The organism is Citrobacter sp. MGH105, assembly GCF_001037485.2.
GTDB lineage: Bacteria > Pseudomonadota > Gammaproteobacteria > Enterobacterales > Enterobacteriaceae > Citrobacter > Citrobacter portucalensis.
Window position 1 is genome coordinate 1,782,363 of sequence record NZ_CP073048.1, and the last position, 25,002, is coordinate 1,807,364.

At 52.0% G+C, this 25,002-nt stretch carries 25 protein-coding genes; 14 read left to right on the top strand and 11 right to left on the bottom strand.

Translation table 11 applies throughout. The annotated features are described in order from the left end of the window. Positions 1 to 39: 39 nt before the first annotated feature. Together SK35_RS08350 and fghA are read right to left on the bottom strand one after the other, a co-directional pair. On the bottom strand, positions 40 to 2,025 hold the full coding sequence (locus tag SK35_RS08350) for a ligand-gated channel protein (protein ID WP_048215911.1): 1,986 nt from the start codon (positions 2,023 to 2,025) through the stop codon (positions 40 to 42). Between the two features lie 279 nt (positions 2,026 to 2,304). After that, positions 2,305 to 3,141, bottom strand: coding sequence for an S-formylglutathione hydrolase (gene fghA / locus SK35_RS08355; RefSeq protein WP_008785267.1), 837 nt, complete (start codon positions 3,139 to 3,141; stop codon positions 2,305 to 2,307). A gap of 322 nt (positions 3,142 to 3,463) precedes the next feature. Between fghA and folE the strand changes: the two genes are divergently transcribed. The 6 genes from folE to mglC all read left to right on the top strand — a co-directional run bounded on the left by folE (position 3,464) and on the right by mglC (position 10,384). Beyond that, on the top strand, positions 3,464 to 4,132 hold the full coding sequence (gene folE / locus SK35_RS08360; RefSeq protein ID WP_003027410.1) for a GTP cyclohydrolase I FolE: 669 nt from the start codon (positions 3,464 to 3,466) through the stop codon (positions 4,130 to 4,132). A 14-nt stretch (positions 4,133 to 4,146) separates the two neighbouring features. Further along, positions 4,147 to 5,304, top strand: coding sequence for a DUF418 domain-containing protein YeiB (gene yeiB / locus SK35_RS08365; RefSeq protein ID WP_048215912.1), 1,158 nt, complete (start codon positions 4,147 to 4,149; stop codon positions 5,302 to 5,304). A 144-nt stretch (positions 5,305 to 5,448) separates the two neighbouring features. Further along, positions 5,449 to 6,474, top strand: a complete 1,026-nt coding sequence (galS, locus tag SK35_RS08370; protein ID WP_020996668.1) for an HTH-type transcriptional regulator GalS — start codon at positions 5,449 to 5,451, stop codon at positions 6,472 to 6,474. Between the two features lie 293 nt (positions 6,475 to 6,767). Beyond that, complete coding sequence (gene mglB, locus SK35_RS08375; RefSeq protein ID WP_003027399.1) at positions 6,768 to 7,766, top strand: galactose/glucose ABC transporter substrate-binding protein MglB; 999 nt, start codon at positions 6,768 to 6,770, stop codon at positions 7,764 to 7,766. A 71-nt stretch (positions 7,767 to 7,837) separates the two neighbouring features. Further along, complete coding sequence (mglA, locus tag SK35_RS08380; RefSeq protein WP_003027396.1) at positions 7,838 to 9,358, top strand: galactose/methyl galactoside ABC transporter ATP-binding protein MglA; 1,521 nt, start codon at positions 7,838 to 7,840, stop codon at positions 9,356 to 9,358. A 15-nt stretch (positions 9,359 to 9,373) separates the two neighbouring features. Next, a complete protein-coding gene (mglC, locus tag SK35_RS08385; protein ID WP_003027393.1) occupies positions 9,374 to 10,384 on the top strand; it encodes a galactose/methyl galactoside ABC transporter permease MglC in 1,011 nt (336 codons plus the stop codon). Between the two features lie 51 nt (positions 10,385 to 10,435). On the opposite strand, the gene SK35_RS08390 is transcribed toward mglC, so the two are convergent. From SK35_RS08390 to SK35_RS08415, 6 genes are all read right to left on the bottom strand, one after another. Continuing rightward, positions 10,436 to 10,675, bottom strand: coding sequence for a DUF2542 family protein (locus SK35_RS08390; RefSeq protein WP_003834502.1), 240 nt, complete (start codon positions 10,673 to 10,675; stop codon positions 10,436 to 10,438). A 2-nt stretch (positions 10,676 to 10,677) separates the two neighbouring features. Further along, positions 10,678 to 11,397, bottom strand: coding sequence for an outer membrane permeability protein SanA (gene sanA / locus SK35_RS08395; RefSeq protein WP_003027383.1), 720 nt, complete (start codon positions 11,395 to 11,397; stop codon positions 10,678 to 10,680). Between the two features lie 163 nt (positions 11,398 to 11,560). Further along, positions 11,561 to 12,445: a cytidine deaminase gene (gene cdd / locus SK35_RS08400; protein ID WP_048215913.1), complete on the bottom strand. Its 885-nt coding sequence runs from the start codon at positions 12,443 to 12,445 to the stop codon at positions 11,561 to 11,563. Between the two features lie 148 nt (positions 12,446 to 12,593). Continuing rightward, a complete protein-coding gene (locus tag SK35_RS08405) occupies positions 12,594 to 13,289 on the bottom strand; it encodes a CidB/LrgB family autolysis modulator (RefSeq protein WP_003027380.1) in 696 nt (231 codons plus the stop codon). Further along, on the bottom strand, positions 13,286 to 13,690 hold the full coding sequence (locus SK35_RS08410) for a CidA/LrgA family protein (protein ID WP_003834497.1): 405 nt from the start codon (positions 13,688 to 13,690) through the stop codon (positions 13,286 to 13,288). The genes SK35_RS08405 and SK35_RS08410 overlap by 4 nt, the downstream gene beginning before the upstream one ends. Before the next feature lie 131 nt (positions 13,691 to 13,821). After that, positions 13,822 to 14,730 (bottom strand): LysR substrate-binding domain-containing protein, encoded by a 909-nt coding sequence (locus tag SK35_RS08415; RefSeq protein ID WP_048215914.1) that lies wholly within the window; start codon positions 14,728 to 14,730, stop codon positions 13,822 to 13,824. A gap of 126 nt (positions 14,731 to 14,856) precedes the next feature. Between SK35_RS08415 and mhbT the strand changes: the two genes are divergently transcribed. The 6 genes from mhbT (at position 14,857) to dusC (ending at position 20,848) form a co-directional block, all read left to right on the top strand. Beyond that, positions 14,857 to 16,215 carry a 3-hydroxybenzoate transporter MhbT gene (gene mhbT / locus SK35_RS08420; RefSeq protein ID WP_008785261.1) on the top strand — a complete coding sequence of 453 codons (1,359 nt, stop codon included), beginning with the start codon at positions 14,857 to 14,859 and terminating at the stop codon, positions 16,213 to 16,215. Positions 16,216 to 16,226: 11 nt separating this feature from the next. After that, a complete protein-coding gene (gene gtdA / locus SK35_RS08425; RefSeq protein ID WP_048215915.1) occupies positions 16,227 to 17,264 on the top strand; it encodes a gentisate 1,2-dioxygenase in 1,038 nt (345 codons plus the stop codon). 15 nt (positions 17,265 to 17,279) lie between these two features. Next, positions 17,280 to 17,981, top strand: coding sequence for a fumarylacetoacetate hydrolase family protein (locus tag SK35_RS08430; protein WP_048215916.1), 702 nt, complete (start codon positions 17,280 to 17,282; stop codon positions 17,979 to 17,981). Between the two features lie 8 nt (positions 17,982 to 17,989). Continuing rightward, on the top strand, positions 17,990 to 18,634 hold the full coding sequence (maiA, locus tag SK35_RS08435; RefSeq protein ID WP_048215917.1) for a maleylacetoacetate isomerase: 645 nt from the start codon (positions 17,990 to 17,992) through the stop codon (positions 18,632 to 18,634). 14 nt (positions 18,635 to 18,648) lie between these two features. Beyond that, positions 18,649 to 19,842 carry a 3-hydroxybenzoate 6-monooxygenase gene (locus SK35_RS08440; protein WP_048215918.1) on the top strand — a complete coding sequence of 398 codons (1,194 nt, stop codon included), beginning with the start codon at positions 18,649 to 18,651 and terminating at the stop codon, positions 19,840 to 19,842. A gap of 61 nt (positions 19,843 to 19,903) precedes the next feature. Continuing rightward, positions 19,904 to 20,848 (top strand): tRNA dihydrouridine(16) synthase DusC, encoded by a 945-nt coding sequence (gene dusC, locus SK35_RS08445; RefSeq protein ID WP_048215919.1) that lies wholly within the window; start codon positions 19,904 to 19,906, stop codon positions 20,846 to 20,848. Positions 20,849 to 20,951: 103 nt separating this feature from the next. Here dusC and yohP read toward each other — a convergent pair whose 3' ends face one another. Then, entirely contained in the window at positions 20,952 to 21,035 is an 84-nt protein-coding gene (yohP, locus tag SK35_RS27120; protein ID WP_015572324.1) for a small membrane protein YohP, read from the bottom strand. A 70-nt stretch (positions 21,036 to 21,105) separates the two neighbouring features. Next, positions 21,106 to 21,840, bottom strand: a complete 735-nt coding sequence (locus tag SK35_RS08450) for a class I SAM-dependent methyltransferase (protein ID WP_048215920.1) — start codon at positions 21,838 to 21,840, stop codon at positions 21,106 to 21,108. 169 nt (positions 21,841 to 22,009) lie between these two features. On the opposite strand from SK35_RS08450, the gene mdtQ reads away from it, so the two are divergent. Next, entirely contained in the window at positions 22,010 to 23,449 is a 1,440-nt protein-coding gene (gene mdtQ / locus SK35_RS08455) for a multidrug resistance outer membrane protein MdtQ (RefSeq protein WP_048215921.1), read from the top strand. A gap of 37 nt (positions 23,450 to 23,486) precedes the next feature. On the opposite strand, the gene SK35_RS08460 is transcribed toward mdtQ, so the two are convergent. Beyond that, complete coding sequence (locus tag SK35_RS08460; protein ID WP_003834476.1) at positions 23,487 to 24,056, bottom strand: DedA family protein; 570 nt, start codon at positions 24,054 to 24,056, stop codon at positions 23,487 to 23,489. Between the two features lie 240 nt (positions 24,057 to 24,296). Here SK35_RS08460 and SK35_RS08465 point away from each other — a divergent pair, with 240 nt between their 5' ends. After that, positions 24,297 to 24,884, top strand: a complete 588-nt coding sequence (locus SK35_RS08465) for a Yip1 family protein (protein ID WP_003834475.1) — start codon at positions 24,297 to 24,299, stop codon at positions 24,882 to 24,884. The last annotated feature ends 118 nt before the right edge of the window (positions 24,885 to 25,002 follow it).

The window sequence follows — 25,002 nt, forward strand, 5'->3', positions numbered from 1 at the left end:
CCGGCATGATGAGTACCGGGGTTTTTTATTGCGTCAGACTTAGAAGCTGTAAGTCATGCCAACCGTGTAACGACGTCCATCAAGGACGGTGTCGTAGGTATCGTAATCGATTTGTTTATCCAGCACGTTATACACGCCAGCGGTCATCAAAAGATCCTTGGTAGCATAGTAACGTAAACCAACGTCGACCTGAGTATAGGACGGGGTGCCCTGTGCCATTGAGGTACGGCTCAGGTATTCAGACGTTTTCCCGCGCAGATTCAGACGGCTCCAGAAACCGAGATCCTGCGTAGCCTGCCAGTCCAGCGTCGTGTTAAACATATGCTTCGGCATTTTGTTCAACGGCTGGCCAGAGAACTGACCGCTTTTCTGCTCAGATTCCGTGTAGGTGTAGTTCGCGGTCCAGTTGACGTCGGAGGTTATTTTCCAGCCGAAGGTGGATTCTACGCCGCGCATATTGGCTTTATCGACGTTAACGCGATCGCTGACGAAGTCATAAGTCGTATTGCCGATGGTGCAGGCCGGATCGGAACTGCTGTTACAACGGCGAACTTCGGTGATTTTGTTTTTAAAGTCGGTATTGAACAATGTAACGCCTGCGTTGAGGTTGTTGCCGTTATCCCACAGTAAACCGATCTCTTCGCTGAGGCTTTTCTCCGGCTTCAGATCCGGGTTGCCGACAATGATTCCGTTCAGACGACCACCGCCGGTAACCTGTCCCCAACTGGCAGAAGACTGGCGCAGATCCGGTGCACGATAGCCCGCGGAAACGCCACCTTTTAAGGTCCACTGATCGCTCAGATGCCATACGCCATAGCCGCGTGGCGTCCAGTTGTCACCGTAGTTTTCATCCTTATCCATACGCAGACCGCCGGTCAGCGTGAAGGTATCGGTTACGGCCCATTCATCTTCAGCAAACAGCGCCCAGCTCCAGCGAGTTAGTTTGTTAAGCCCATCAGCCGCTTGCAGCTGGTTACCGTTATCGCGCAGTTTTTCATAACGGTATTGCCCGCCTAGCGTCAGGGTGTGTGCCCCAAGGAAGACCTGGTTCTGGTTATTGAAAATCGTGTTGTAAGACTTCATCTGGCGACCAGGGTTGTCGGTCTCTTCCTGCTGGACATAGCTGGTGGAGTTGAAGTCGTCGTAATAGCCGCTATGGGTGAGTGAATATGTGGTGTGCACATACTTGCTTTCGCTTTTACTGTTGGGCTTACAGCTTCCGTTGCGGCAGTTTTCCTCTGCCATGGATTTGCCTGGCGTACTGTCGCGATCCTGCAATTCACGTGCGTAATCGAAATCGATGTCGTTTTTATCATCTGGCGTAAAGTTCAGGGTTAATCCCCCGCTACGCATACGCTGTTCATTGTAGCCATTTACGATTTCATCTTCTGCGCGGTGGGAGAATAATCCGGTCACCTTCGCGCCAAGTAATCCGTCAATCAGTGGTCCAGACGCATAGGCGTTGGTCTGGTAAATATCGCCGGAGTCTCTGTCTTCCTGGAAAGTGGCATCGCCGTGCAAAGAGCCGGTCCAGGCTTTAGTATTCGACACTTTTTTGGTGATGACGTTAATAACGCCACCCATCGCATCGGAGCCGTAAAGCGATGACATTGGGCCACGGATGACTTCGATACGCTCGATGGATTCCAGCGGCGGTAACCAGCCTTGTTCAATACCTGAGTTATCGCTGTTAGGTCGTGTACCGCGGGTGCTGATGCGTTTACCGTTGACCAGGAAGAGCGTGTATTGCGAAGCCATACCGCGAATACTGATATCGCTGCTGCTCCCCCCGCCAGTGACGACGACGCCAGGGACATCTTTTAGCGCATCGGTGACATCTCGATAGGCTTTGTCCTCAATCTGCTGCTTGGTAATAACAGATATTGAAGCCGGGGCATCCTGAATTTTCTGCTCGAAACCGGTAGCGGTAACGACCACGGTGTCTTGTTCAGCGGCATGGCCGAGTGATGGGAGGCAGGCGACGCATACTGCGGCAGCTACAGCCTTAACGTGAGGTATAGTCATTTGTATCATTCCATTTAAATGAATCAAACTGCGCGTCATGTGAAAGGCCATGACAATTGTATGTATTTGTCTTTTAAGGACTCTTTTCAGTAAAGAAGCGGGGGGATTGTACAAAAGTATGAATATTTGTAAACACAAATGATAATAGAAATCATTTGTGTTTGATATGGTTTGGAGTGAAATGCTTTTTTAATCAATAAGATAGTGGGGGAAGAAAAAAGGAGAAAAAGTGAAGGAATGATGGAGAAATGAAGAGGGCTTCCGCCCTCAACTCAGGAATTACTTCAGCAAATACTGGGCGTGGAAGCGCAGGTGATCCTCAATAAACGACGCAATAAAGTAATAGCTGTGGTCGTAACCAGGCTGGATGCGTAGCGTCATTGGCCATGCGGTCTGACGGGCAGTTTCGGCCAGTACCGCGGGCTGCAACTGATCGGCAAGAAACTGATCGCTGTCTCCCTGATCGATTAACGTCGGAATCGCGTCTGCGGGTTTGCTGGCCAGCATTAACGCGCAGCTATCCCACTCTGCCCACTGTGTTTTATCTTCGCCCAGATAAGCGCTAAAAGCCTTCTCACCCCACGGAACACGACAAGGGTTTACGATCGGCGCAAAGGCGGAAACGCTGGTGTATCTCCCGGGATTTTTCAGCGCCATAATTAATGCGCCGTGGCCGCCCATGGAGTGTCCGCTGATGGCGCAGCGATCGCTGACGTTAAACTGCGACTGAATCAGTGCCGGAAGCTCATCACGCAGATAGTCATACATACGAAAATGCGTTGCCCACGGCTGCTGGGTGGCATTGAGGTAAAATCCGGCCCCTTGACCTAAATCGTAGCCATCATCGTTGGCAACCTGCTCGCCGCGCGGGCTGGTGTCCGGCATCACGAGAACAATACCCAGCTCAGCTGCAATGCGCTGCGCGCCTGCTTTGGTGGTGAAGTTTTCATCATTACAGGTCAGGCCCGACAGCCAGTACAGCACCGGAGGCGCGGCGTTATCACGGGGTGGTGGAAGAAAAATACTGAAGGTCATGGCGCAATTTAACGTGGCGGAGTCGTGACGCCAGCGTTGCTGCCAGCCTTCAAAACAGCGGTGCTCTTCAAGCATTTCCATGCGTGGCTCCTTGTTGTGTTGAACCTGAATGTGTTTGCGAACTCATCATAATACAGATTATTCATAGCACTGTGAGTAACTTTCACTTCCGCATTGAGCAAACATACTTCATCATCTATATAACTTTACATTAACACTCGACGTCACCGGGCTGAACGACAAGTGAAATCCGCAACGCTGAAAGGCTGTGCCAATTTCAATAATTATCACGGTGAATACTGGATTATGTGCGCCGCCTCACGCACAATGTTCTGGCTGTGACACAGCCTAAAAACTTTGCCCCATGCAGGGCAGAGGCGCCCCACCTGCAGGAGAAGAAGAAATGTCATCACTCAGTAAAGAAGCGGCACTGGTTCATGAAGCGCTGGTTGCGCGTGGTCTCGAAACCCCGCTGCGCCCGCCCGTGCAAGAGATGGATAACGAAACACGCAAACGTCTTATCTCTGGCCATATGACCGAGATTATGCAATTGCTCAATCTCGATTTGAGCGATGACAGTCTGATGGAAACTCCGCATCGCATTGCGAAAATGTATGTCGATGAGATTTTCTCCGGCCTCGATTACGCCAACTTCCCGAAAATCACCGTCATTGAAAACAAAATGAAGGTGGACGAGATGGTCACGGTTCGCGATATCACGCTGACCAGCACCTGCGAACACCACTTTGTCACTATCGATGGCAAAGCGACGGTGGCGTATATTCCGAAAGATTCGGTCATTGGTCTGTCGAAGATTAACCGCATTGTGCAGTTCTTTGCGCAGCGTCCGCAGGTACAGGAACGTCTGACCCAGCAAATTCTCACCGCGCTGCAAACGCTGCTCGGGACGAATAATGTGGCGGTATCGATTGATGCGGTGCATTACTGTGTGAAAGCGCGCGGCATTCGTGATGCGACCAGTGCGACCACCACCACTTCTCTTGGCGGATTGTTTAAGTCCAGCCAGAACACGCGTCAGGAATTTCTGCGCGCAGTACGTCATCACAACTGATTAGGACAGGAACCATGGAGCGTAATGTCACGCTGGATTTTATTCGTGGCGTTGCCATTCTTGGTATCCTGCTTCTCAATATTAGCGCCTTTGGCTTGCCGAAGGCGGCATATCTCAACCCCGCCTGGTATGGCGACATTACCTTATCTGACGCCTGGACCTGGGCGCTGCTCGATCTCTTCGCGCAGGTAAAATTCCTCACGCTGTTTGCTCTGCTGTTTGGTGCTGGTCTGCAAATGCTGCTCCCGCGTGGTAAACGCTGGATCCAGTCGCGGCTTACGTTGCTGGTGCTGTTGGGATTTATTCACGGTTTACTCTTCTGGGATGGCGATATCCTGCTGGCATATGGCTTGATCGGCCTGATTTGCTGGCGGCTGATCCGGGATGCGCCGTCGGTGAAAAGCTTGTTTAACACCGGCGTGGTGCTTTATTTGGCGGGCGTTGGTGTATTGCTGCTGTTGGGTGTGATCTCCGGGAGCGAAACCAGCCGGGCCTGGACGCCGGATGCTTCAGCGCTGCTGTATGAAAAATACTGGAAAGTGAACGGCGGAATGGAAGCAATCAGCAATCGCGTGGATATGATGTCCAATAGCTTGCTGGCGTTAGGCGCGCAATATGGCTGGCAACTGGCGGGGATGATGCTGCTCGGCGCGGCATTAATGCGTAGCGGCTGGCTAAAAGGGCAGTACAGTTTGCAGCATTATCGACGCACTGGCGTTCTGCTGGTTATTATCGGCATGGCGATTAACCTGCCTGCTATCATCGCTCAGTGGCATCTGGACTGGGCCTACCGCTGGTGTGCCTTCCTGTTACAAGCCCCGCGAGAGCTGGGGGCGCCTTTGCAAACCATTGGTTATGCTGCGCTGATGTTTGGTTTCTGGCCACAGCTTAGTCGCTTCAAATGGGTCATTGCTATCGCCTGTGTGGGGCGCATGGCATTAACCAACTATCTGTTACAAACCTTAATCTGCACCACGTTGTTTTATCAGGCCGGTTTATTTATGAAATTTGACCGGCTGGAGCTGCTGTTTTTCGTCATCCCTGTCTGGGCGATTAACTTACTTTTCTCTGTCATATGGCTGCGTTTCTACCGGCAGGGCCCGGTGGAATGGCTGTGGCGTCAATTAACCCTGCGTGCTGCGGGGACATCATTACCGCGAACATCCAGATAACGATCTGGATCACATTCATTAACAAAATGGATGTAAGCGCTTTCATTCCTGTGACATCACTCACGCAGTCCGTTTCATTGTGCTGACAAAATACCCAGCCTGGGGTGTCTGCGGGCAGCCGCAATCTAAAACAGGGCAGTGAATATGGTAACCATTCGTGATGTGGCACGGCAGTCTGGCGTTTCTGTAGCGACCGTTTCCCGCGTACTGAACAACAGTGCGCTGGTGAGTCCCGATACGCGTGAAGCGGTAATGAAGGCAGTCACTCAGCTTGGCTATCGACCTAATGCCAACGCACAAGCACTGGCGACGCAGGTAAGCGACACGATTGGTGTTGTCGTCATGGATGTATCAGATGCGTTTTTTGGCGCGCTGGTAAAAGCCGTGGATATGGTTGCCCAGCAGCATCAGAAGTATGTCCTGATTGGCAACAGCTACCATGAGGCGGAAAAAGAACGTCATGCCATTGAGGTGTTGATTCGCCAACGCTGTAACGCGCTGATTGTACACTCTAAAGCGCTGAGCGATCGGGAACTGGCCGAGTTTATGGATCAAATCCCCGGCATGGTACTGATCAACCGCCTTGTTCCGGGTTATGCTCACCGTTGCGTCTGCCTGGATAACATCAGCGGTGCCAAAATGGCTACCCGAATGCTGCTAAATAATGGTCATCAACGCATAGGTTATCTGGCATCAAGCCACCGCATTGAAGATGACGCCATGCGCAAAGAAGGGTGGTTAACTGCCCTGCAAGAGCAGGGGATTGTTGCGGCAGAAAGCTGGGTCGGCACCGGTTCGCCCGATATGCAGGGCGGAGAGTCCGCGATGGTGGAATTGCTGGGGCGTAACTTACAACTGACGGCGGTCTTCGCTTATAACGACAATATGGCAGCAGGCGCACTGACCGCGCTAAAAGATAACGGCATCGCTATTCCATTACACCTTTCTATCATTGGCTTCGATGATATTCCCATCGCACGTTACACCGATCCGCAGCTAACCACTGTGCGCTATCCCATTGCCTCAATGGCAAAAATGGCGACGGAGCTTGCGCTACAGGGGGCGGCTGGCACGTTGGATCCGCAGGCGTCGCATTGTTTTATGCCAACGCTGGTGCGTCGTCATTCAGTAGCGCTGCGGCAGAATGCGGCACCGATCACTAACTCATAACGTTGCGCGATGTAACCGCTTTCAATATGTGAGTAAATTCACAGTATATTAACAATGCGATAGCTATGATGACACTGTTTGTTGCGCTGTAACTACTATGTAACGGTGAATAATCACTTTCATCGAGGTATAGGTGCCTTAAACAAAAATTAAAGCCTGTTTTTGGAGCGTTGCCAGACACGGAAGAAATATTTTTTAAAAGTGAGCTTCGGCGTTCAGTAACACTTCAGTAACGTTCTGCCTGCCGAGCATTTATCTCAAGTACTACCCTGCATAATAAAACCGGAGATACCATGAATAAGAAGGTGTTGACCCTGTCTGCTGTAATGGCAAGCATGTTATTCGGCGCGGCTGCGCACGCTGCTGATACCCGCATTGGTGTGACTATCTATAAGTATGACGATAACTTTATGTCTGTAGTACGTAAGGCTATTGAAAAAGATGCCAAAGCGGCACCAGATGTACAGTTGCTGATGAACGACTCGCAGAACGACCAGTCCAAACAAAACGATCAGATCGACGTGCTGCTGGCAAAAGGCGTTAAAGCACTGGCGATTAACCTGGTTGACCCGGCAGCTGCTGGCACGGTCATTGAAAAAGCACGCGGACAGAACGTACCGATCGTATTCTTCAACAAAGAACCTTCTCGTAAAGCGCTGGACAGCTATGACAAAGCGTATTACGTCGGTACCGACTCTAAAGAGTCCGGCATTATTCAGGGTGATTTGATTGCCAAACACTGGGCAGCTAACCCGAACTGGGACCTGAACAAAGACGGCAAAATTCAGTTTGTTCTGCTGAAAGGCGAACCGGGACACCCGGATGCTGAAGCACGTACCACTTACGTGATTAAAGAGCTGAACGACAAAGGCATTAAAACTGAGCAGCTGCAGTTAGATACTGCAATGTGGGATACCGCTCAGGCGAAAGATAAGATGGATGCGTGGATGTCTGGTCCAAACGCGAACAAAATTGAAGTGGTTATCGCTAACAACGATGCGATGGCAATGGGTGCAGTTGAAGCGCTGAAAGCGCACAACAAAACCAGCGTACCAGTATTTGGTGTGGATGCGCTGCCTGAAGCGCTGGCTCTGGTGAAATCTGGCGCCATGGCCGGTACCGTCCTGAACGATGCCAACAACCAGGCGAAAGCCACCTTCGATCTGGCGAAAAACCTGGCTGACGGCAAAGGTGCGGCAGATGGCACTAACTGGAAAATTGAGAACAAGATTGTTCGCGTTCCGTACGTAGGTGTCGATAAAGATAATCTGGCAGAGTTCACCAACAAATAAATACTCCGTATGTGGGCGCAATTTCATTGCGCCCTTAATAACGCACTCTGCAAGGCCAACAAGGTATAATTATGGTCAGCACACATACTCAGTCGTCAGGCGAATACTTGTTGGAAATGACCGGCATCAACAAGTCCTTCCCCGGCGTTAAGGCGCTTGATAATGTCAATTTAAAAGTCCGCCCGCATTCTATTCACGCCCTAATGGGAGAGAATGGCGCGGGGAAATCAACATTATTGAAATGTCTTTTCGGCATCTATCAAAAAGATTCCGGCAGTATTTTATTTCAGGGTAAAGAAATCGATTTTCATTCTGCGAAAGAAGCGCTTGAAAATGGTATTTCGATGGTACACCAGGAATTAAACCTGGTATTACAACGTTCTGTAATGGACAACATGTGGCTGGGACGCTATCCCACCAAGGGCATGTTTGTCGATCAGGAAAAAATGTACCGTGATACCAAAGCGATATTTGATGAACTGGATATTGATATCGATCCGCGTGCGCGTGTCGGCACATTATCTGTTTCACAAATGCAGATGATTGAAATTGCGAAAGCATTCTCCTATGACGCCAAAATCGTCATCATGGATGAGCCAACTTCATCGTTAACTGAAAAAGAAGTTAACCATCTGTTCACCATCATCCGTAAGCTGAAAGAGCGTGGATGCGGTATTGTTTATATCTCTCACAAAATGGAAGAAATCTTCCAGCTGTGCGATGAAATTACCGTTCTGCGCGATGGCCAGTGGATTGCGACCCAGCCGCTGGAAGGGCTGGATATGGATAAGATCATCGCCATGATGGTCGGACGTTCACTGAACCAACGTTTTCCGGATAAAGAAAACAAACCTGGTGAAGTCATTCTGCAAGTGCGTAACCTGACCTCGCTGCGCCAGCCGTCGATTCGTGATATCTCGTTTGATTTGCACAAAGGGGAGATTCTTGGGATTGCAGGTCTGGTAGGCGCAAAACGCACGGATATCGTTGAAACGCTTTTTGGTATTCGTGAGAAATCATCAGGTACGATTACGCTACACGGCAAAAAAATTAATAACCACAGTGCAAATGAAGCCATCAACCATGGTTTTGCACTGGTCACGGAAGAGCGCCGTTCAACCGGTATTTATGCGTATCTGGACATTGGTTTTAACTCGTTAATTTCCAATATCCAAAACTATAAAAACAAAGTTGGTCTGTTGGATAATTCCCGCATGAAGAGTGATACCCAGTGGGTAATTGACTCCATGAGGGTAAAAACACCGGGTCATCGTACGCAAATCGGTTCACTTTCTGGCGGTAATCAGCAAAAGGTGGTTATTGGTCGTTGGTTATTAACCCAGCCAGAAATTCTGATGCTGGATGAACCGACACGTGGAATCGATGTTGGCGCGAAATTTGAAATTTATCAGTTGATTGCCGAACTCGCGAAAAAGGATAAGGGGATTATTATTATTTCCTCTGAAATGCCGGAGCTGCTGGGTATTACCGATCGTATTCTGGTGATGAGCAATGGTCTCGTTGCTGGAATTGTTGACACTAAAACAACAACGCAAAACGAAATCCTCCGTCTTGCGTCTTTGCACCTTTAAGATTAGGGGCTCCTCATGAGTGCGTTAAATAAGAAAAGTTTTCTTACTTACCTGAAAGAAGGCGGAATTTACGTTGTTCTTTTGGTTTTGCTGGCGATTATTATTTTCCAGGATCCCACTTTCTTAAGCTTACTGAACCTGAGTAATATTCTCACGCAATCCTCGGTGCGTATTATTATCGCATTGGGTGTGGCTGGACTGATTGTTACCCAAGGGACCGACCTGTCGGCGGGGCGTCAGGTTGGCCTGGCGGCAGTGGTGGCGGCAACTCTGTTGCAGTCGATGGAGAATGCCAACAAGGTGTTCCCGGAAATGGCGACGATGCCGATCATTGTAGTGGTGCTGATTGTCTGCGTGATTGGCGCCATTATCGGTCTGGTGAACGGTATTATCATTGCTTATCTGAACGTAACGCCGTTTATTACCACACTGGGTACGATGATTATCGTTTACGGGATCAACTCCCTGTACTACGACTTCGTCGGTGCATCGCCAATTTCTGGCTTTGACAGCGGATTCTCAACCTTTGCGCAGGGCTTTATTGCACTGGGCAGTTTCCGACTCTCCTACATCACTTTCTATGCGCTGATTGCGGTGGCCTTTGTGTGGGTGCTGTGGAACAAGACTCGCTTCGGTAAAAACATTTTCGCCATCGGCGGAAACCCGGAAGCTGCGAAAGTGTCCGGTGTAAACGTTGCGCTGAACCTGCTGATTATCTATGCGTTGTCTGGCGTATTCTATGCCTTCGGTGGTTTGCTGGAAGCCGGACGTATCGGCTCAGCGACCAACAACCTCGGCTTTATGTATGAGCTGGATGCGATTGCGGCGTGCGTGGTTGGCGGCGTGTCGTTCAGCGGCGGGGTAGGTACCGTGTTTGGCGTAGTGACTGGTGTGATTATCTTCACCGTCATCAACTACGGTTTGACCTACATCGGCGTGAACCCATACTGGCAGTATATTATCAAGGGCGGCATTATTATCTTCGCGGTCGCGCTGGACTCACTGAAGTACGCGCGTAAGAAGTAATCTGGGAAGAGAAAAATAAAACCGGTGCAGAGGCGTTCTGCATCGGTTTTTTTATTTGATAAAGAGTAACCAGATACCAGTGAACAATGCACCAATGGCCATACCGAAATAAACGATGATATAGCTCCAGTAAGTGCTGGGTTCTTTAGCGCGAGAAATGATCATTGGCGTCTGCGAACCTTTCACTGTTTTCTCGACGATACCGGAACGTAGTCCCTTCAGGCCTTCTCTGCACGTCCAGAGAACAATCATCAGTACGCCAATAACGATAAAGATCGTTTTTCCTTCCATGCTTATTTTCCTTGTTTCTTTTGTAATTCGAGTAATTGTTCAGGCGTGACCGCCGGATACCCCTGCGCATCGTCCGGTACCTGATGCATGGTAGGGATGGGCACCAGTGGACCTAAAAAACGGGGCTCACGTTTGAAAATGTAGAGATCGGCGAGTGCGCCAAAACGCGCGCCAAATTCACGAACCCGCACGGTGAGCATATCTTTTGGCGAAGGTACGGCGTAGCACTGGGCCTGGATACCCATATGCAGCGCAATAAACAAGGCGCGCTCACAGTGGAATCGTTGAGTAATAATGATGAAATCGTTGGTATCGAACACCTTGCGGGTACGCACGATGGAGTCAAGCGTCCGAAACCCGGCGTAATCAAGCACGATGTCAGCGGGATCGACGCCGGCGGCAATCAGATCCTTACGCATCGTCATGGGTTCGTTATAGCTTTGCTGGGCATTGTCGCCGCTTAACAGCAGATAGTTTACCTTCCCGCTGTTATAGGCGTTCAATGCGCCCTGAATACGGTAGCGGTAATACTGATTGATGACGCCGGTGCGGTAATACTTCGCCGTGCCCAGAACCACACCGACCTGGCGGTAGGGCAAATCCTGCAGTTCGTCGTAAATGTAGGGAGCCGTCTTCCAGCTCATCCAGCGATCGAGTCCAAGCACAGTCAAAAGCAGCAAGCCTAGCAGGACTAACAGGCTGTAAAACACGCGCTTTAACATGCAGAAAACTCGTTATTTGGATGGAATTTCAATCAGGCTACTGTACCGGAAGACGTAGCGCAAGAAACAGCAGTCTGATTGAGGGGATTTTAGGCATTCTGCATAGTGCCGGATAGCGGTGTAAACACCTTATCCGGCCTACGAACCGGCGTTATTGAGTCGATTAACCCAGGAGAACGCGCTCAATATTATTGCAGCCCAGTGCTTTCAGCGTGGCGGAGGTCGCATCCCACTGAATCAACGGCGCGTCGGCTTTTTCAGCCAGCACGGCGCGTTGGATATCTGGATAATCATAACCGTTCAGATTCAACAGGTTTAACGCGCCTTGCAGCGGTGGCAGGGTCGGGTTAAAGGCGGCATTTTCAGCATAGCTGCCGCTAAAAATACGGCCATCTTTACACTCCAGCGCCACGCCGCTTGGGGATTTGCTGTACGGCATATGACATCTGTTGGCAGCAGTGATTGCCGCTTGGGTCAACGCTTCGCCCTGCAGCGCGAAGCCGTGATCCTGATCGTCCATCAGCAGCGTTTTAATCTCCAGATCTTTCGGGCCGAAGGCATCTGGCAGGTAATCACGCAGCACGTGTGGTGCACGTCCCGGCAGATGAATCCGTAAATCCAGTCCGCTGTTCAGTTCGTTCATAAACTGGCGACAGTGGCCGCACGGCGTGTAGTTGACGGTGATGGCGGCGAGCCCTTTTTCACCGCGCAGCCAGGCATGGCTGATAGCGCTTTGCTCGGCATGAACAGTTTGCTGCATGGTCGCGCCCAGGAACTCCATGTTCCCACCGAAGTACCAGTTGCCGCTGATGCCGCGAGAAATTGCCCCAACGTTGAAGTTGGACAGCGGAGTACGTGCGCAGGCCGCAGCCAGCGGCAGCAGAGCGAATGCCAGCGCGTCTTCGTCCAGTCCCGATTCGCGTTTTAGCAAAGAGACCTGCTCAGCAGTCAGCATGGCGGGGAAATGTGCATCCGCCAGAACAGGGGCCAGGGCTGATTGCAAGTTATCCGCGAGTTGGGCAAAAGCAGTTTGAAAACGTGGATGCATGGCGATGCCTCATAACAATGTAATGGAATCGTAGTTTACGGGCCTGTTATGGCTTTATATGTGATCCAAATCTCATTGTGTGTGCAACTTATGAAACTTAAATGAAAAATGTGCAACGCATCGCAAATAAATAGCTAAAAAATGAAGATTAACCCACCACTGCCAGAATAATCGGGAACAGGAACGGGGCTACCAGCGAGGTAATAATGCCGCAGATGACCAGCGCCAGTGAGCTAAACGCACCTTCCTGATAGTCCAGTTCCGCACAGCGTGCGGTGCCCAGGGCGTGCGACGCGGTGCCCATTGCCAACCCACGTGCGGCCTTAGTGCGGATACGCATCGCATTAAGCAACGTATGACCAAACACTGCCCCCAGGATACCGACAAAGATGACGCATACGGCGCTGATCGCCGGAATGCCGCCAATACTGCCACCCACCGCCATAGCGATAGGTGTAGTGACCGATTTTGGCATAATAGACGCGGCAATTTGCGGTGATGCGCCCATCAACAAGGCGATTGTTGTACCTGTTACCATCGCCACAACGCTCCCGGCAAAACAGATAGCAATGATTGATTTCCAGCGGGCGCGAATCTGGTGCAACTGTTCGTATAACGGATAGGCCAGCGCGACCACGGCGGGTTGCAGCAAATCGTTCAGCACTTCGCTGCCTTTGAAATAGTGATCGTAGGGAATACCGGTCAGCAGCAGAATGGGAATGATCACCACCATGGCAACAAGCAGCGGATTCAGCAAAGGCATTTTAAAGCGAGCTGCCAGCTTACGTGCGCCAAAAAATACCGCCAGCGTAAGAGGTAACGACCACCAGATATACGACATCATTTTTTTGCTTTAGCCTCTTTTTGCCCAACGATTTTGCGCTCACCGTGCACAATGTGCGAGCTCCAACTCACCACCAGGAAAACGACCAGCGTACTGATGGTACAAGACACCACCACCGGACCAAATTGCGCGCGCAGCAGGTCAAAGTACTGCATGATCCCCACGCCAATCGGGACAAACAACAGGGCCATATAGCGAATCAGCACGTAGCAGCCGGGGTTAACCCATTTTGCCGGTAACACCTGCAAAGCCAGTAAGACAAACAGAATCAGCATGCCGATAATGCTGCCCGGAATGGTGATGGGGAGTAGCGATGCAAGAAAAATACCTGCATAGAGGCAGGCATAAATCAGGACGAATGCGCGCAAATATTGCCAGATAACGTTCAGTGCTTTGCTCATAGTTGAAACCCTTGACGAGATTCATTCATCATACAATTAAACTTAAAAACGTGCTACCGATCACATCATGAATTCTAAGCATAGAGGAAATAGATATCTGGAACATCGGGCGATGGCCCTAACTCTCCGCGCTAAACCTGTGCCAGGTAGTACAGAAAACGATTCAGGGCGGTAGTCGGCGTTTCGTTGTTGCGCCAGAATACGCCGACGCTGCCTTTTTGTTCAATCTTCGGCAGATTCAGGATAGCCAGTTGTCCCTGGGCGGCATACCGTTGTGCCAGGCGCAAAGAAAGAATAGAGATCATGTCGCTACTTTGCAGCAGGTTGGTACTGACGTTGATTGATGCCGATTCAATGATGTTTTCCGGCAACATTACGCCGTTATCAACCAGCGCGTTATCAATGCTTATCCGGATAGGGGTTCCTGTCGGCCAGACAATCCAGCGCCAGTTAGACAGATCGTGCCAGGTTAGCAGGGGATATTTTGCTAAGGGATGGTCGGGGCGGGCGACGAAACAGACCGGCTCGGTATACAGCACCTGATAATTGAGCGGCAACTGAAGCGCCCGACCGCCGACCCGACCGACGACGACATCCACCGAACCCGCGAGCAGATCGTGCAACAGCGGGGTCATCACTTTCTCTTCAATATTAAGATGCAGGGTTGGCAGTTCTGTGAGCAAACCCAGTATTGCCTGTGAAACACAGTCGGTCGCTACCGGCGAACAGCCAATCTTCAGACTCCCTACAAGTCCGCCTTGCTTAAAACGGGCGATTTCATACTGCGAACGCTCCATATCATTGATCAGGCGTTGGGCATGTTGCAGTAGCAACTTGCCGCCTTCGGAAGGGCGCAAGCCTTTACTGTGACGTTCAAAGAGCGTGATTCCAATCTCATCTTCGAGCTGTGATAACCATTTCGACAATGCGGGCTGGGTGATATTCATCATCCGGGCGACGTGCGTCAGATTTCCCTGTTCGCCCAGCGCGATAAGCGTTTGCAGGTGTTGCAACTTCAGTTTCTGCGCCCAGTTTGCCATTTGCTATAACCTCCAGGTTATGCCTCTGCATGAAAAGCCATTGTACATTTCATCTCCAAACATACAAAGTCGCAACATACCTAAAACAAAACAGACATCTACTCTACCTGCACTGAGGCATTCACTATGACTCAACAACGTGATCTACAAGCACTGATCGATTCCGCCCCCGTCGGTAAGACCCAGTGGCGCGTTATCATCTGCTGTTTTCTGGTTGTCATGCTCGACGGATTTGATACCGCGGCGATTGGTTTTATCGCACCCGACATTCGCACTCACTGGCAGCTGACTGCCGGCGATCTGGCACCGCTGTTTGGCGCAGGTCTGCTGGGGCTGACCGCTGGCGCGCTGCTCTGTGGCCCGCTGTCCGACCGTTTTGGCCGCAAACGGGTGATAGAACTCTGCGTGGCGCTGTTCGGTGCACTGAGCCTGCTCTCGGCTTTTTCACCCGATCTGCAAACGCTGGTTATTTTGCGCTTTCTTACCGGCTTAGGGCTGGGCGGCGCGATGCCGAATACCATTACTATGACCTCGGAATACCTGCCCGCGCGTCGGCGTGGCGCACTGGTCACCATGATGTTCTGTGGCTTTACTCTGGGATCGGCAATGGGCGGTATCGTCAGCGCGCAGCTGGTGCCGGTGATTGGTTGGCACGGCATTCTGGTGCTGGGAGGCGTTCTACCGCTAATGCTGTTTGTTGCTCTGCTGTTTGCGCTACCGGAATCCCCGCGCTGGCAGGTTCGTCGTCAGTTGCCGCAAAACGTGATTGCCAGAACCGTTAGCGCCATCACCCGGGAACGTTATGACAATACCCATTTTTATCTCAACGAAGGTGCCGCGATAGCTAAAGGCAGCATTCGCCAGCTGTTCGTTGGGCGACAGCTGCCTATTACTCTGATGCTATGGGTAGTGTTCTTTATGAGCCTGCTGATTATTTATCTGCTCTCCAGCTGGATGCCAACGCTGCTTAACCATCGTGGAATTGATCTGCAGCATGCCTCCTGGGTAACTGCCGCCTTCCAGATTGGAGGAACTCTGGGGGCACTGGCGCTGGGCGTGCTGATGGACAAATACAATCCTTTCCGCGTGCTGGCCGTGAGTTATGCGCTGGGCGCAGTGTGCATCGTCATGATTGGCCTGAGCGAAAACGGTCTGTGGCTGATGGCACTGGCTATTTTTGGCACCGGCATCGGCATCAGCGGTTCTCAGGTTGGTCTTAATGCGTTAACCGCTACGCTTTATCCGACACAAAGCCGGGCGACGGGCGTCAGCTGGTCTAATGCAGTGGGGCGCTGCGGCGCGATTGTCGGCTCGCTTTCCGGCGGGGTGATGATGGCGATGAATTTCTCATTCGATAACCTGTTTTTCATTATTGCCGTCCCGGCGGCCATCAGCGCGGTAATGCTTACGCTGCTGACGGTTGTTATCCGCCAGTCGGCCTCTGCCTCAAATACTCTGCCACGCGCAGGTGTTGTGAATGAATAAGGAGAATCCCTATGTCTGAACTGAATCAGGACGTTAAGAACAGCCGTCAGCAGTTTTACCAGCATATTTCCGGGCAGAATCTGACCCCGCTGTGGGAGTCGCTGCACCGCCTGGTGCCGCCAACACCGAACGCACATTGCGCGCCTGCGTACTGGAACTATCAGGAGATCCGCCCGCTGCTGCTGGAAAGTGGCGATCTGATTGGCGCGAAAGAGGCGATTCGCCGCGTGCTGGTGCTGGAAAACCCAATGCTGCGTGGACAGTCTTCAATCACCCCAACGCTGTACGCGGGATTGCAGTTAATTATGCCGGGCGAGGTTGCGCCGAGTCATCGTCATAATCAGTCTGCACTGCGCTTTATTGTCGAAGGGAAAGGCGCATTTACCGCCGTGGACGGTGAGCGCACCCAAATGCATGAAGGCGATTTTATTCTGACGCCGCAGTGGCGCTGGCACGATCACGGCAACCCGGGCAGTGAACCGGTGGTGTGGCTGGACGGTCTGGACCTGCCGTTGGTGAACCTGCTGGGCTGTGGCTTTGCGGAAGACTACCCGGAAGATCAGCAGCCGGTCACGCGCAAGGAAGGGGATTACTTACCGCGCTACGCGGCCAATATGCTGCCGCTGCGTCATCAGAAAGGTAACTCATCGCCTATTTTTAACTATCGCTACGATCGCAGCCGTGAAGCACTGCATGACCTGACCCGCATGGGCGACGCCGATGAGTGGGACGGTTACAAGATGCGTTACGTCAACCCGGTAACCGGCGGTTATCCCATGCCTTCGATGGGAACCTTCCTGCAACTGTTGCCGCAGGGCTTTTCCTCACGGATGGCGCGTACCACCGACAGCACTATCTACCACGTGGTGGAAGGAAGTGGGCAGGTCACCATCGGCAATGAGACCTTCAACTTTTCGCCAAAAGATATCTTTGTGGTGCCGACCTGGCACGGCGTGTCGTTCCAGACCCGCGAAGATACCGTCTTATTCAGTTTTTCGGACAGACCGGTTCAGGAAGCACTGGGGTTGTTCCGCGAAGCACGCTATTAATTTGGGAGAGAGAAAATGACGCAATACGTATTTGAACCACAAGCGCCTGTTACCGTTCCGGTTGTTGGCTGTGATGAACAATTTCCTGTGCGCCGTGTTTACTGTGTGGGCCGTAACTATGCCGCTCATGCCCGTGAAATGGGCTTTGATCCGGATCGTGAACCACCGTTCTTCTTCTGTAAACCTGCCGATGCGGTAGTCCCGGTGGCGGCTGGTCAGATCCTCGAACTGCCGTACCCATCGCAAACCGATAACTATCACTATGAGATAGAGCTGGTGGTGGCGATTGGCAAAAAGGGCAGTGATATTCCGCTGGAAAAAGCGCACGAATATATCTGGGGCTATGCCACCGGTCTGGATATGACTCGCCGTGATCGGCAGATGGAGATGCGCCAGATGGGGCGTCCGTGGGAAATTGGCAAAGCGTTTGATCTCTCTGCGCCCATCGCGCCGCTGCATAAAGCCAGCGAAAGTGTGGATGTTAACCATGCGCCAATCTGGTTGCAGGTCAACGGCGACGATCATCAGCGGAGCGATATTCGCCATCTCATCTGGTCTGTGAATGAAACCATCAGCTATCTGTCAGGCTTTTTCGAACTGCAGCCGGGCGATCTGATCTACACCGGTACACCCGAAGGCGTAGGGGCGGTAGTGAAAGGGGATGTGATCACCGGAAACGTAGGCGGTTTAACCCCCATCGCCGTGAAGATTGTCTGAGGTGGATGATGAAGCTGTACAGTTTCTTTAATAGCTCGGCGTCATATCGGGTGCGCATTGCGCTGGCGCTGAAGGGGCTGGATTACCAGACGGTGGGTGTCAACATTCGCATCGGTCAGCAGAACGAACTGGCCTACCGACGGATGAACCCGGTGGGACTGGTGCCGACTCTGGTGACCGATGACGGAGAATCACTTGGGCAGTCGCTGGCAATAATTGACTGGCTGGATAGCCACTTTCCGCAGTCGCCGCTGCTGCCTGCTGACTTTCCGATGCGCAGTAAGGTGCTGGAAATAGTCTATGCCATCGCCTGTGATATCCACCCGGTGAATAACATGCGGGTACTGCGCTACCTGAGCGAAGAGTTAAAGGTCAGTGAAGAAGATATAAAACGCTGGTATGCACACTGGATCCAGCAAGGGTTAAGCGCGGTGGAACAGATGCTGCGCCAGAGCCATTCGGGGACGTTCTGCGTGGGTGATGCGCCAACGCTGGCGGATTGCTGTCTGATCCCACAGTGGGCGAACGCGTTACGTATGGGCTGCGATCTGAGCGGATATCCGCGCTGTAAGGCGGTATATGATGCCTGTACTCAGCTTCCGGCGTTTATCGCAGCCGCGCCCGAGAATCAACAAGATAAAATTCCAGCCTGATAAGGAGAACGACAATGGCTAAAGTGACACGCGCAATTATCGTGGGTGGCGGGATTGGCGGCGCGGCGACCGCGCTATCGCTGGCCCGTCAGGGCATTAAAGTGATGTTGCTGGAGAAAGCGCACGAGATTGGTGAAATTGGCGCGGGTATTCAGCTCGGGCCGAATGCATTCTCTGCTCTGGACAGCCTTGGCGTGGGAGAAGTCGCCCGTCAGCGTGCCGTTTTTACCGACCACATCACGATGATGGATGCGGTAAATGCGAAAGAGGTGGTCCGCATTGAAACCGGCCAGGCGTTCCGCGATCACTTTGGCGGTCCTTATGCGGTTATCCATCGGGTTGATATTCACGCCAGCGTTTGGGAAGCGGCGCTGGTGCATCCTAACGTTGAGTATCGCACTTCAACTAACGTGGTTGATATCCGCCAGACAGAGAATGACGTGACGGTATTTGATGAGCACGGCAACAGCTGGACGGCAGATATTTTGGTGGGCTGTGACGGTGTGAAGTCGGTTGTCCGCCAGTCTCTGATTGGCGATGCGCCACGGGTTACCGGACACGTGGTCTATCGCGCCGTGATTGATTGCGATGATATGCCGGAAGATTTACGCATTAACGCACCGGTTCTGTGGGCCGGACCACACTGTCACCTGGTGCACTATCCGCTGCGCGGCGGTAAGCAATATAACCTGGTGGTGACCTTCCACAGTCGTCAGCAGGAAGAGTGGGGCGTGAAGGATGGCAGCAAAGAGGAAGTGCTCTCCTATTTTGCGGGTATCCATCCGCGCCCGCGCCAGATGCTGGATAAACCGACATCATGGCGGCGCTGGTCCACTGCCGACCGTGAGCCGGTAGAAAAATGGGGAACCGACCGCATCACGCTGGTGGGAGACGCCGCGCACCCGGTTGCGCAATATATGGCGCAGGGTGCCTGTATGGCGTTGGAAGACGCGGTAACGCTCGGTAAAGCGCTACAGCAGTGTGGTGGCGATGCGGCTGATGCCTTTGCGTTGTATGAGTCGGTGCGTATTCCGCGTACCGCACGCATCGTCTGGTCAACGCGTGAAATGGGCCGTGTCTACCACGCCGCAGGCGTCGAGCGTCAGGTACGTAATCTGCTGTGGAAAGACAAATCGCAGGCAGAGTTTTATCGCGGTATGGAATGGCTGTACGGTTGGAAAGAAGATAACTGTCTGTTGCCGCGCTGAGCCTCTTTAATCTCCCGAACGGAGGCGCTACCATAGCGCCTCTTTTTTTGCGGGTGACGATATGCGTGTTTTACTGGCGCCGATGGAAGGCGTGCTCGACTCACTGGTGCGCGAGCTGCTGACTGAAGTGAATGATTACGATCTGTGCATCACCGAGTTTGTGCGCGTGGTGGATCAGCTCCTGCCGGCAAAAGTATTTCATCGACTCTGCCCGGAACTGCATAACAACAGCCGGACGCCATCCGGCACGTTGGTTCGCATTCAGCTGTTAGGACAGTATCCGCAGTGGCTGGCGGAGAATGCCGCACGCGCGGTAGAACTGGGCTCGTACGGTGTCGATCTAAACTGTGGCTGTCCATCGAAGCTGGTGAACGGTAGCGGCGGTGGCGCAACATTATTGAAAGATCCTGAGCTTATCTACCGGGGCGCAAAAGCTATGCGCGAGGCGGTCCCGGCTCATCTTCCGGTGACGGTGAAAGTTCGTCTGGGCTGGGACAACAGCGACCGGCAGTTTGAAATTGCCGATGCCGTCCAGCAGGCTGGTGCCAGCGAACTGGCGGTGCATGGCCGAACCAAAGAGCAGGGCTACAAGGCGGAACATATCAACTGGCAGGCGATTGGCGAGATCCGCCAGCGGCTGTCCATTCCGGTTATTGCGAATGGCGAAATCTGGGACTGGCAGAGCGCCCAGGATTGTATGGCCATCAGCGGATGCGATGCGGTGATGATCGGACGTGGCGCATTAAATATTCCGAACCTGAGCCGCGTGGTGAAATACAACGAGCCGCGTATGCCGTGGCCTGAAGTCGTGACGCTGTTGCAAAAATATACCCGCCTTGAAAAGCAGGGGGACACCGGGCTGTATCATGTAGCGCGGATTAAGCAGTGGCTAGGGTATTTGCGCAAAGAATATTCAGAGGCAACAGAACTGTTTCAGGAAATTCGTGCGTTAAATAATTCGCCGGATATCGCACGTGCGATTCAGGCTATCGAGATTACTGCCTGATCTCAGTTCCAGTAGGCCGGATAAGGCGTTTACGCCGCCATCCGGCATCAGAGAGAAGAATAGCCTGAGATTTCTGCTTTCAGGCCTGGGCGAAATGACGACATCAGAAAATCATCTTAAACACGCCTGTTACCACCAATAGCCCAATCAGAAAAATAATCAGAATTACCCACAGCAGAATTTTCATTAACTTTCCTTTTTTTGGTAAGTTCAGATTGAGTATAGGAAAGTATCAATCATTCTGCCTGGAGGCGTTGTTATGCAGGTTTACGTGCGCTGAGCAGAAACACCATCGGCCGCTCTTTTTCTTCATCTAAAGCCGGGTTTTCAGCAATCTGTTGCGCGGACGGTCCCCATTCATCGACACAAACGATCTCGAATCCGGCGGCAATCAGCGCATTAATCCAGGTCGCCAGCTTACGGTGCTGTTTTTTGACGCCTTCAGCAAACCAGTTACTGATGCGCTCACCTTCCTGCTGATAATGATTAACCGGCCAGGACAGCTGCCCAGTTTTATCTTTTATCCAACCCTGACTAAGCGGTGCGGTATAAATTGGATGCTCGGCAGAGAAAACTAACATACCGCCTGGTGTTAATGACTGGTAAATGGTTACGAATAATCGTTCTATATCGTGCAAATAGTGCAGGGCAAGCGAGCTATAAACCAGGTCAAAAGAATTTGGGGACAGGGTTAGCGTTTCGAGATCTTCACGCTGATAAACGATGCCATTACCCTGCGTCATACTGTGTGCCTGGGTTAACATCTTTTGTGAAATATCCAGTCCCATTACACTGGCTGCCTGATTATCGCGCGCGTAGCGGCAAAACCAACCATATCCACAGCCCAAATCAAGAATATTTTTGCCTTGAAGAGAGGGGAGCATCGCTTGTATTGTCGGCCATTCTGGCGCGCCGTCGAGTCCCTTTACTGAACGATCCAGCGTGGCATATCCGGCAAAGAACTCAGGATTGTCATAGATATTCTGTGACATAACATCTCCATCCATTAATTATTAAAATTATTTAATCTATATTATTCACTAGGTGTATATTTTGCTGATTATATATTTTTATTGCCAAAGATGTATTGCCACGCGTAACTAAAAAAGCAACAGCGACAAGTCGTAATCTCTGCACATCTTTTCTTACCTGTATATCTCCATGAATCGTAATTCTGTGTTTGTCACGACGGCATTGTTGCCGCTTTTTGTTCTGATGTCTGGCTGCGCGCCGATGCATGATGACCGCCAGTCTCTGTCACAGCAGACGCCTGCCGCAAATGTCGATACCACATTGCCTGCCGCGTTAAAAAATGGCTGGCCGGACAGCCAGTGGTGGAAGGCATATCACGACCCCCAGCTTAATGCGTTGATTGACAGCACGTTGCGAAATTCTCCTGATATGCAGGTCGCGGAACAGCGCATTCAACTGGCGGAGGCGCAGGCTAAGGCCGTGGAAGCACAAGATGGCCCGGAGATTGACTTCTCCGCAGACGTTGAGCGTCAGAAAATGTCAGCTGAGGGGCTGATGGGACCTTTCGCCATAACCGATCCCGCAGCAGGAACCACGGGGCCGTGGTACACCAATGGAACCTTTGGTTTAACCGCCGGCTGGAATCTGGATCTGTGGGGTAAGAATCGGGCCGAAGTGACTGCGCGTATAGGGGCCGTTAAGGCACGTGAGGCTGAGCGCGAGCAAACCCGGCAGCTGCTGGCGAGCGGTGTCTCCCGTCTTTACTGGGAATGGCAGACGCAGGCGGCGCTGAAAACCGTGTTGACGCAAATCGAAACTGAGCAGCAAAACGTGATTACCGTCGATCGTCAACTGTATCAAAATGGCCTCACTTCTTCGGTAGAAGGTGTCGAAACCGATATCGATTCCAGCAAAACAGAGCAGCAGCTGAATGATGTCAGCGGTAAAATGAAGGTGATTGAGGCGCGCCTAAGCGCGTTGAGCAACTCGCAGTCCGTTGCCCTGAAGCTCCATTCGACCAAACTGCCCGTGGTTGAAAGTCAGCTTCCGTCCCAGCTAGGTTATTCGCTGCTGGCCCGTCGACCAGATTTGCAGGCAGCACACTGGTACATTGAGTCATCGCTGAGCAATATTGATGCGGCGAAAGCGGCGTTTTATCCCGATGTGAATCTGATGGCATTTTTACAACAGGATGCGTTACATCTGAGTGACCTGTTCCGCCATTCCGCGCAGCAAATGGGCGTAACCACCGGGTTGACGCTGCCTATCTTTGACAGTGGCAGACTGAATGCGAATCTCGATATTACGAAAGCGCAAAGTAATCTGACGGTGGCGAATTACAACAAAGCTGTGGTGGATGCGGTGAATGACGTGGCACGTGCGGCATCGCAGGTAGAAACACTGGCGCAGAAAAATCAGCATCAGCAGCAGATTGAACATGACGCTCAGCGCGTAGTGGGGCTGGCACAGGCGCGCTTTAATGCGGGTATTATTGCGGGCTCCAGGGTTAGCGAGGCAAAGATCCCGGCATTACGTGAGCAGTGCAACGGTCTGCTTTTGCAAGGCCAGTGGCTGGATGCATCAATCCAGTTGACCAGCGCGCTGGGCGGCGGTTATCACGCATCCTGATTGTTCGGCCCGCCGGTGTTCCGCTGTCGGGCCATCTTCATTGCGCTTTACGCGTGCTTCGGCGTTTCATCCACCAGCGAACGCCCGCGACTATCCCAATAACCAGCACCAGCCAGATGCCATGCTTGATATGCTGGTCGAGGCTGTGCAGCCACGGTGCAATCACTTCACCACCGACGTAGCCAAGGGTGGTAAATAGCAATGCCCAGACAAACGCGCCAAGAATATTCAGCGGTAAAAAGATCTTCGGCGGCAGGTGACTGGCGCCAATCAGTAAGGGACCAATAACGCGAAAGCCGTACATAAAGCGCGTACCGACCACAAACAGGTAAGGACGTCGTTGGATCATTTTCTGCGCATAATGAATTTTCGCCTGATGGCGCGAGAAACGACGCAGAATTTTGCCGCCAAAACGACGTCCGAGTAAATAGAGCAACTGATCGCCAATCATCCCACCTAGTGCGACCGAGAGTACCACCAGCGGGAATTTCAGGACTCCCTGATGCGCCACGACGCCGCCTAACAGGGTAATGGTTTCACCTTCCGCCAGGCTGCCGATGATTAACGCAGCATAGCCGTACTGCGCAACATAATGCGTTATATCCATACGTTGTATGACCTCCACTGGTCATAGCATACACCCTATGATTATTTGATGCCGGAAAAGCCGCGTAGTAGCGCTTAACGTCGTTCAGTTCCCTAATGCCTGATGGCGCTTCGCTTATCAAGCCTACGGCTTACACACTTTTTACCCGGCGCTTCGGTATTTTCTCTGTGTACATAAAATAATCAAAAGCTGAATTATAATTGAAGTGTTGAGGTCCGGAGCTGACAAGAAGGGGGCGGTATGAACCATGTCTGGGGGCTGTTTTCCCATCCCGATCGTGAAATGCACGTGATCAACAGCGAAAACGAAAGTGTTTCGCATCACTATACCCACCATGTACTGCTGATGGCGGCAATCCCGGTTGTTTGCGCGTTTATCGGTACCACGCAAATCGGCTGGAATTTTGGCGATGGAAATATCCTGAAGTTATCTCTGTTGACCGGATTTGCGATGGCAATTCTGTTCTACGGGGTCATGCTGGCAGGCGTCGCCGTCATGGGCCGGGTTATTTGGTGGATGGCGCGTAATTATCCGCAACGTCCGTCGCTGGCGCATTGTATGGTGTTTGCCGGATATGTCGCGACGCCGCTGTTTTTAAGCGGGCTGGTCGCACTTTATCCGCTGGTCTGGCTGTGCGCATTGGTGGGGACCATTGCGCTGTTTTACACCGGTTATTTACTCTATCTCGGCATTCCGACGTTCCTGAATATCTCTAAAGAGGAAGGCCTGAGCTTTTCCAGTTCGACGCTGGCGATCGGTGTTCTGGTGCTGGAAGTTCTGCTGGCGATTACGGTAATCCTGTGGGGTTACGGCTATCGGTTATTCTGACGGATAAACCTGTCTGCGCTGCGTTGTTGACGTAAAAGTCAGCAACGCAGCATTTCGAGACGATTCTCCTGTGGCGGCAAACCTGCCGGATCGCTATGATGCCTGAGCTAGCTTGAGA

What these genes read in the sequence shown, in the direction of transcription:
- SK35_RS08350 (WP_048215911.1), bottom strand. Translation starts at nt 2,025, where the DNA reads ATGACTATACCTCACGTTAAGGCTGTAGCTGCCGCAGTATGCGTCGCC.
- fghA (WP_008785267.1), bottom strand. Translation starts at nt 3,141, where the DNA reads ATGGAAATGCTTGAAGAGCACCGCTGTTTTGAAGGCTGGCAGCAACGC.
- folE (WP_003027410.1), top strand. Translation starts at nt 3,464, where the DNA reads ATGTCATCACTCAGTAAAGAAGCGGCACTGGTTCATGAAGCGCTGGTT.
- yeiB (WP_048215912.1), top strand. Translation starts at nt 4,147, where the DNA reads ATGGAGCGTAATGTCACGCTGGATTTTATTCGTGGCGTTGCCATTCTT.
- galS (WP_020996668.1), top strand. Translation starts at nt 5,449, where the DNA reads ATGGTAACCATTCGTGATGTGGCACGGCAGTCTGGCGTTTCTGTAGCG.
- mglB (WP_003027399.1), top strand. Translation starts at nt 6,768, where the DNA reads ATGAATAAGAAGGTGTTGACCCTGTCTGCTGTAATGGCAAGCATGTTA.
- mglA (WP_003027396.1), top strand. Translation starts at nt 7,838, where the DNA reads ATGGTCAGCACACATACTCAGTCGTCAGGCGAATACTTGTTGGAAATG.
- mglC (WP_003027393.1), top strand. Translation starts at nt 9,374, where the DNA reads ATGAGTGCGTTAAATAAGAAAAGTTTTCTTACTTACCTGAAAGAAGGC.
- SK35_RS08390 (WP_003834502.1), bottom strand. Translation starts at nt 10,675, where the DNA reads ATGGAAGGAAAAACGATCTTTATCGTTATTGGCGTACTGATGATTGTT.
- sanA (WP_003027383.1), bottom strand. Translation starts at nt 11,397, where the DNA reads ATGTTAAAGCGCGTGTTTTACAGCCTGTTAGTCCTGCTAGGCTTGCTG.
- cdd (WP_048215913.1), bottom strand. Translation starts at nt 12,445, where the DNA reads ATGCATCCACGTTTTCAAACTGCTTTTGCCCAACTCGCGGATAACTTG.
- SK35_RS08405 (WP_003027380.1), bottom strand. Translation starts at nt 13,289, where the DNA reads ATGATGTCGTATATCTGGTGGTCGTTACCTCTTACGCTGGCGGTATTT.
- SK35_RS08410 (WP_003834497.1), bottom strand. Translation starts at nt 13,690, where the DNA reads ATGAGCAAAGCACTGAACGTTATCTGGCAATATTTGCGCGCATTCGTC.
- SK35_RS08415 (WP_048215914.1), bottom strand. Translation starts at nt 14,730, where the DNA reads ATGGCAAACTGGGCGCAGAAACTGAAGTTGCAACACCTGCAAACGCTT.
- mhbT (WP_008785261.1), top strand. Translation starts at nt 14,857, where the DNA reads ATGACTCAACAACGTGATCTACAAGCACTGATCGATTCCGCCCCCGTC.
- gtdA (WP_048215915.1), top strand. Translation starts at nt 16,227, where the DNA reads ATGTCTGAACTGAATCAGGACGTTAAGAACAGCCGTCAGCAGTTTTAC.
- SK35_RS08430 (WP_048215916.1), top strand. Translation starts at nt 17,280, where the DNA reads ATGACGCAATACGTATTTGAACCACAAGCGCCTGTTACCGTTCCGGTT.
- maiA (WP_048215917.1), top strand. Translation starts at nt 17,990, where the DNA reads ATGAAGCTGTACAGTTTCTTTAATAGCTCGGCGTCATATCGGGTGCGC.
- SK35_RS08440 (WP_048215918.1), top strand. Translation starts at nt 18,649, where the DNA reads ATGGCTAAAGTGACACGCGCAATTATCGTGGGTGGCGGGATTGGCGGC.
- dusC (WP_048215919.1), top strand. Translation starts at nt 19,904, where the DNA reads ATGCGTGTTTTACTGGCGCCGATGGAAGGCGTGCTCGACTCACTGGTG.
- yohP (WP_015572324.1), bottom strand. Translation starts at nt 21,035, where the DNA reads ATGAAAATTCTGCTGTGGGTAATTCTGATTATTTTTCTGATTGGGCTA.
- SK35_RS08450 (WP_048215920.1), bottom strand. Translation starts at nt 21,840, where the DNA reads ATGTCACAGAATATCTATGACAATCCTGAGTTCTTTGCCGGATATGCC.
- mdtQ (WP_048215921.1), top strand. Translation starts at nt 22,010, where the DNA reads ATGAATCGTAATTCTGTGTTTGTCACGACGGCATTGTTGCCGCTTTTT.
- SK35_RS08460 (WP_003834476.1), bottom strand. Translation starts at nt 24,056, where the DNA reads ATGGATATAACGCATTATGTTGCGCAGTACGGCTATGCTGCGTTAATC.
- SK35_RS08465 (WP_003834475.1), top strand. Translation starts at nt 24,297, where the DNA reads ATGAACCATGTCTGGGGGCTGTTTTCCCATCCCGATCGTGAAATGCAC.